The following is a 4,022-nucleotide window of genomic DNA, read 5'->3' as shown; positions in this document are numbered from 1 at the left end:
GGGCCGACGGGCGTCGGCAAGACGACCACCACCGCGAAGCTGGCCGCGCGCTGCGTGATGCGCTTCGGCGCGAGCAAGGTCGCGCTGCTGACCACCGACAGCTACCGGATCGGCGGCCACGAACAACTGCGCATCTTCGGCAAGATCCTCGGCGTGCCCGTGCACGCGGTGAAGGATGCGGGCGATCTCGCGCTCGCGCTGTCCGAGCTGCGCAACAAGCACATCGTGCTGATCGACACGATCGGCATGAGCCAGCGCGACCGCGCGGTATCCGACCAGATCGCGATGCTGCACGGCGCGAACGCGCCGGTGCAGCGCCTGCTTCTGCTCAACGCGACGAGCCATGGCGACACGCTCAACGAAGTCGTGCAGGCGTACCGCAGCGCGGGCGAGCATCCGCAGGCGGCATCCCCGGACCTGGCCGGCTGCATCCTCACGAAGCTCGACGAGGCGACCCACCTCGGCGGCGTGCTCGACACGGTGATCCGCTACAAGCTGCCGATCCACTACGTGTCGACCGGCCAGAAGGTGCCGGAGAACCTGTACGTCGCATCGACCCGATTCCTGCTGAAGAGCGCGTTCTGTGTGCCGCGCGACGGCTCGCCCTTCGTGCCGCAAGACGAGGACATGCCGACGCTGCTTTCCGCACTGACCGCACGTTCCACCGCCGAGCTGCACGAGGTGCGATTTGGATAAACGAATCATCGACCAGGCCGAAGGGCTGCGGCGCCTGCTGGCCGGGCGCGCGTCGCGCATCGTCGCGGTGACGGGCGGGCCGGCGGGTGTCGGCTGCACGTCCACCGTCGTGAACCTCGCGGCGGCGCTCGCGTCGCTCGGCAAGGACGTGCTCGTCGTCGACGAGCGCGCCGACGTGCATTCGGCCAGCGCGACCCTCGCGGGCGCGTGGCTGCGTGACGGCGAGCGCACGCGGGTCGCGGCCGGCTTCGGCCTGTGCGCCGCCGCGCGGCTCGCGCGTGCCGGCTACACCGACGCGCAGCTCAGCGATTTCATCGACGGGCCGGCCGACATCGTCCTCGTCGACGCGCAGCTCGGCGCCGACGGTTCGTTCTCGGCGCTGGCCCGCGAAGCGCACGACGTGCTGGTCGTCACGCGGGTCGCCGCGCAGGCGATCACCGAGGCATACGCGTGCATGAAGCGGCTGCATTTCGCGCACGCGCTCGCGCAGTTCCGCGTGCTGACCAATCACGTCGGCAGCCACGCGGATGCGAAGGTCGCGTTCGACAACCTCGCGGGCGTCGCGAGCCGCTACCTGACGGTGTCGATCGACGACGCGGGCTGCGTGAGCGCCGATCCGCTCGTCGAGCATGCGCGCGAGCTGACGCGCGCCGCGGTCGACGCGTTCCCGTCGTCGGCCGCCGCGCGCGACTACCGGCAGATTGCCGCCGACCTGCTGTACTGGCCGATGCGCCCGCGTTCGGGTGCGGGCCGCGCCGTGCACGCGGGCGGCAAGCCGTCGTATGAGGCGGGCGCGGCACACGCCGCATGAGCGCCACCGGAAGGAGAGAGCCATGATGTACAACGCTCAAGGAAAGATGTCCCAGGCCGACGTGCTCGCGCAATATGCGCCGCTCGTGCGTCGCCTCGGGCTGCAGCTCGTCGCGAAAATGCCGGCGAGCGTCGACCTCGACGACTTGATCCAGGCCGGCATGATCGGCCTGATGGACGCGGCCGGCCGCTACAAGGAAGACCAGGGCGCGCAGTTCGAGACCTACGCGACGCAGCGCATCCGCGGCGCGATGCTCGACGAGCTGCGCAGCAACGACTGGCTGCCGCGCAGCCTGCGCAAGACGTCGCGCGAGGTCGAGCACGCGGTGCACCAGGTCGAGCAGCATCTCGGCCGCTCGGCGAGCGAGACCGAGATCGCGCAGCACCTGAACATGCCGCTCGACGAGTACCAGGGGATGCTGCAGGACCTGCACGGCAGCCAGCTGATCTACTACGAGGATTTCGACCGCGCGGCCGACGACGAGCCGTTCCTCGACCGCTACCGCGTCGACCACGCCGACCCGCTGTCGGCACTGCTCGACGAGCACCTGCGCGAAGCGCTCGTCGAGGCGATCGAGCGGCTGCCGGAGCGCGAGAAGCTGCTGATGTCGCTGTACTACGAACGGGGTCTGAATCTGCGCGAGATCGGCGCGGTGCTCGAAGTGAGCGAATCGCGCGTATGCCAGCTGCACAGCCAGGCCGTCGCGCGCCTGCGCGCGCGGCTGCGCGAACAGGCGTGGGTCGGCGCGGAATCCTGACCCTTTACCGTTCCTGACGGCCGCGCGCGTCGACGCCGCGCGTTTGGCATCTGCATCCGTGTGCGCATTCCGCGCGCCGATTTGCTACAATCCCCTCCGTTTTCCGAGGAGCGTTGCGACGGACCTCTGCGTCCGCCAGGCTCGGAAAGCTTCACCAAGCAGCCGTGCGGCGCGCGTATCGCGACCGTCGCACCGGCCCCGCTTCCTGAACGGCGCTCACGTCACCAATCTAGAAACTTTTTAGAAAGGAGGGCGTGATGAACGCCATTATCGATTCCAAAGCCTCCAACGATTTCGTCGTCGCCGACATGGCGCTGGCCGGCTGGGGCCGCAAGGAACTGAACATCGCCGAGACCGAAATGCCGGGCCTCGTGCAGATCCGCGACGAATACAAGGCGCAGCAGCCGCTGAAGGGCGCGCGCATCGCGGGTTCGCTGCACATGACGATCCAGACCGGTGTGCTGATCGAGACGCTGAAGGCGCTCGGCGCCGACGTCCGCTGGGCATCGTGCAACATCTTCTCGACGCAGGATCACGCGGCTGCCGCGATCGTCGAAGCCGGCACGCCGGTGTTCGCGTTCAAGGGCGAATCGCTCGACGAATACTGGGAGTTCTCGCACCGCATCTTCGAATGGCCGAACGGCGAATTCGCGAACATGATCCTGGACGACGGCGGCGACGCAACGCTGCTGCTGATCCTCGGCGCGAAGGCCGAGAAAGACCGTTCGGTGATCGCGAAGCCGACCAACGAGGAAGAAGTCGCGCTGTACAAGTCGATCGCGAAGCACCTCGACGCGGACCCGGCCTGGTACTCGACGCGCCTCGCGCACATCAAGGGCGTGACCGAAGAAACCACGACCGGCGTGCACCGCCTGTACCAGATGGAAAAGGACGGCCGCCTGCCGTTCCCGGCGTTCAACGTGAACGACTCGGTCACGAAGTCGAAGTTCGACAACCTGTACGGCTGCCGTGAATCGCTGGTCGACGGCATCAAGCGCGCGACCGACGTGATGATCGCGGGCAAGGTCGCGGTCGTCGCGGGCTACGGCGACGTGGGCAAGGGCTGCGCGCAGTCGCTGCGCGGCCTGGGCGCGACCGTGTGGGTTACCGAAATCGATCCGATCTGCGCGCTGCAGGCGGCGATGGAAGGCTACCGCGTCGTGACGATGGAATACGCGGCCGACAAGGCCGACATCTTCGTGACGGCCACCGGCAACTACCACGTGATCAACCACGATCACATGAAGGCGATGCGCCACAACGCGATCGTCTGCAACATCGGCCACTTCGACTCGGAAATCGACGTCGCGTCGACCCGCCAGTACCAGTGGGAAAACATCAAGCCGCAGGTCGACCACATCATCTTCCCGGACGGCAAGCGCGTGATCCTGCTGGCCGAAGGCCGCCTCGTGAACCTCGGCTGCGCGACCGGCCACCCGTCGTTCGTGATGTCGAACTCGTTCGCGAACCAGACGCTCGCGCAGATCGAGCTGTTCGTGCGCGGCAACGAGTACGAGAACAAGGTGTACGTGCTGCCGAAGCACCTCGATGAAAAGGTTGCGCGCCTGCACCTCGCGCGCATCGGCGCGAACCTGTCCGTGCTGTCCGACGAGCAGGCTTCGTACATCGGCGTGCAGAAGGACGGCCCGTTCAAGCCGAACCACTACCGCTACTGATCCGATGCGCCGCCGCCGCGGTGCCGTGCGCGCGTCGCCGACGCGCACCCGGTACCGCGGCACGGCGCGGGATCGCCGGCTG

At 67.7% G+C, this 4,022-nt stretch carries 3 protein-coding genes, 1 pseudogene and 1 riboswitch; all 4 genes and pseudogenes read left to right on the top strand.

Going from position 1 to position 4,022, the window contains the following annotated elements; genetic code table 11:
- Positions 1–696, top strand: a pseudogene (gene flhF / locus L810_RS40420) (flagellar biosynthesis protein FlhF); the annotation flags it as partial.
- Positions 689–1,507 carry a nucleotide-binding protein gene (locus L810_RS40415; RefSeq protein ID WP_021163904.1) on the top strand — a complete coding sequence of 273 codons (819 nt, stop codon included), beginning with the start codon at positions 689–691 and terminating at the stop codon, positions 1,505–1,507. The pseudogene flhF and the gene L810_RS40415, both read left to right, overlap by 8 nt.
- Before the next feature lie 22 nt (positions 1,508–1,529).
- On the top strand, positions 1,530–2,264 hold the full coding sequence (locus L810_RS40410) for an RNA polymerase sigma factor FliA (protein ID WP_006484033.1): 735 nt from the start codon (positions 1,530–1,532) through the stop codon (positions 2,262–2,264).
- Positions 2,265–2,363: 99 nt separating this feature from the next.
- Positions 2,364–2,489: riboswitch (S-adenosyl-L-homocysteine riboswitch) on the top strand.
- 32 nt (positions 2,490–2,521) lie between these two features.
- Positions 2,522–3,940: an adenosylhomocysteinase gene (ahcY, locus tag L810_RS40405; protein WP_021163903.1), complete on the top strand. Its 1,419-nt coding sequence runs from the start codon at positions 2,522–2,524 to the stop codon at positions 3,938–3,940.
- The last annotated feature ends 82 nt before the right edge of the window (positions 3,941–4,022 follow it).

It is taken from the genome of Burkholderia sp. AU4i (assembly GCF_000466765.1).
Classification (GTDB): Bacteria; Pseudomonadota; Gammaproteobacteria; order Burkholderiales; family Burkholderiaceae; genus Burkholderia; species Burkholderia cepacia.
Note: the sequence above shows the minus strand (reverse complement) of the source record. Positions and strands in the feature narration are given on the sequence as shown.